Genomic DNA, 2,375 nt, shown 5'->3' with positions numbered 1-2,375 from the left:
TGATAAACGCAAATGCCACAGCAGATCATGACTGTATATTACATGAGTTTTCTCATCTCGGCGTAGGCGTTCAGCTTGCTGGAGGTGTTGAAGTAGGTGCAATGGCTTGGTTGCAAGCGGGAAGTTGCTGTGGATACTTTGTAAAAGCTGAAAAAGGAAAAACCTACCCGCCAGGTTCAGTGCTTGCTTCGTAATTTTGAAAGTGGTTTGAATACAATCTATGAATGATCAGCCAGTTTCTCGAGGCATACTAAACAAAAGGGGTCGGAGAAAAACAAAAGGGGTCGGTGACACATAATAATCATTCGTATTACTTGCCCTACACCTAATAGATCGTGTGTAGTTGCCTCCAACTTGTATGCAGCTGCTTTGACTTTCTGCTCTAGTTGGGCTGAATGAGTAATCAGCAGACGTATTGTGTTGGTGTTATTCCTTTGTTCCTTTGTTCCTGAAGTTTTTTAGCGCCTTCTATTAGCTCTCTTGTTTCTTTATGGGAGCGGTCACAAAACTGTTCAAAGTCAGTAAGCAGCTTAGTTTTCGGCCAAACACCGGAGTCAGGTGTCAGTTGTCCAACTTTCAGCTGGTAGTCTGCAAGTATTTTTATGTACTGCTGTCTTTCGTCCTGCGAAATAACGATGGGGGGAAGGCCTGACTTTAGCAGAGGAATGTTTGCAATTAATCGCGCAAGGCGTCCGTTTCCGTCCCAGAAGGGGTGGATATGTACAAAGCCCATGTGAATCTTCGCGTAGGCTTTGATTCCGTCCTTAAGGTTGAGAGTTTGCTTGCATAATGAGTTGAGCTCTTCGATAAAAAGAGCCATTAACTTTTCTGTATGTAAGGGGTGGGCATATTCGATAAATACTTGTTGGTTTTTCTTATTAACTGCATAGGTACCGTTCATTTCAACTTTCCAGGCTCCATTCGGTTTATAAATGTCGGTGACGCGGTCTGTTTGAATAGCTAAATGAAGTTGGAAGCAGCTTTCTGCTGTAAAGGCTTGGTTAAGGTTTTGGTAAATCAATTCGATAGCACTAGCGTGGCCATATATTTCCTGGTGCTCTTTGAGTGGTTTACCTGAAATGGTTAACCCCTCGTCCAATATAAACTTTGTATCACCTAAGCTTAAAGTATTGCCTTCTAGTGCCGTTGAGGTATGAGTCCAGAGGTTTCTAATCTGCTTGAGTGTAGATAGCTGAATATCTGTATCTAGTCCCTGCAAAAACTGCAGCATATTGGGCGTCGTTTGGTGTGCAGCAAGACTATATCGTGTACCTTTACGACTGCCAGTTTTAATAAGCAGGCCTTGCTCACTTAATTCATTAAGCCAACGGCGTATCGTTCGATCTGAAGGAGGGCTAAGCTTGAGTGTTGGTTCATTTATCAATTCAAGAATATCAGACAGCGCGAAAGATTCAGGGGCTTGCTTAAGCAGCTGGAGGAGCATTGACGGGTCTAGTTTCTCGGTCATAACTGAGCCTGTATTCTAATATATAGGACACAACTCTATTTAATATGTCCGATAAAGTAAAGCAAAAGAGAAAAGCAAAAGGGGTCGGTGACACATAATAATCATTCGCATTACTCAGCTTGAAAAGGTCTTAGCTTAGATCGATAATGACGTGTAACTATCAAGGAAGATAGAGGAAGCTGAAATGCCAAGGAAGCCAAGAATGTATATGGCCGGAGTGCCGTGCCATGTAATCCAACGGGGAAACAATCGGGAAGCGTGTTTCTTTTCAGATCAAGATAATCAGTTTTATCTGGAATGCTTGCAAGAAGCGTGTGAACGCTATGATGTAAGTTGTCATGCTTATGTCTTGATGACGAATCACACTCATCTTTTGTTGACACCTTCATGCACTGACGGTGTCTCTAAAGTGATGCAGTCACTTGGGCGGCGCTACGTGCAATACATCAATAAGACATATCGGCGATGCGGTACATTGTGGGAGAGTCGTCATAAAGCAAGCTTGATCGATGCTGAAGGGTATTTGCTCAAGTGTTATCGGTATATAGAGCTAAACCCGGTTATGGCTAATATGGTCGAGCATCCGGCTGATTACCGATGGTCTAGCTATCGGTGTAATGCATATGGTGAAAGAAGTCCGTTAATTAGTGCGCATGAGGTATATGCTCAATTGGCACATGATACGCAGAGCCGCCTTGTTCGCTATCGAGAATTGTTTAACGTTGCGTTGTCGAAGGGCGTCATACATGAGATTCGTACTTCAGCCAGTTTCTCGATGCCTTTGGGGGATGATCGTTTTAAAGCACAAATCGAAGAAAATCTTAAGAGATCAATTGGCTATTCAAAGATAGGGCGACCTCTCAAGTGCGAATGATTACTAATTGTCACCGACCCCTTTTATACNTNT

The 2,375-nt window shown here is 43.0% G+C and carries 2 protein-coding genes and 1 pseudogene; 2 read left to right on the top strand and 1 reads right to left on the bottom strand.

The window, feature by feature from the left end:
- Nucleotides 1–194: pseudogene (locus A3761_RS27850) on the top strand (acetyltransferase); the annotation flags it as partial.
- A gap of 209 nt (nucleotides 195–403) precedes the next feature.
- Here A3761_RS27850 and A3761_RS17575 read toward each other — a convergent pair.
- Complete coding sequence (locus tag A3761_RS17575) at nucleotides 404–1,468, bottom strand: Fic family protein (RefSeq protein WP_082870288.1); 1,065 nt, start codon at nucleotides 1,466–1,468, stop codon at nucleotides 404–406.
- Nucleotides 1,469–1,652: 184 nt separating this feature from the next.
- Here A3761_RS17575 and A3761_RS17570 point away from each other — a divergent pair, with 184 nt between their 5' ends.
- Nucleotides 1,653–2,342, top strand: coding sequence for a transposase (locus A3761_RS17570; RefSeq protein ID WP_068511523.1), 690 nt, complete (start codon nucleotides 1,653–1,655; stop codon nucleotides 2,340–2,342).
- Nucleotides 2,343–2,375 lie beyond the last annotated feature (33 nt).

Source organism: Oleiphilus sp. HI0123 (assembly GCF_001635315.1).
Note: the sequence above shows the minus strand (reverse complement) of the source record. Positions and strands in the feature narration are given on the sequence as shown.

Coding starts and splice junctions, on each gene's coding strand:
- A3761_RS17570 (WP_068511523.1), top strand. CDS start 1,653: ATGCCAAGGAAGCCAAGAATGTATATGGCCGGAGTGCCGTGCCATGTA.
- A3761_RS17575 (WP_082870288.1), bottom strand. CDS start 1,468: ATGACCGAGAAACTAGACCCGTCAATGCTCCTCCAGCTGCTTAAGCAA.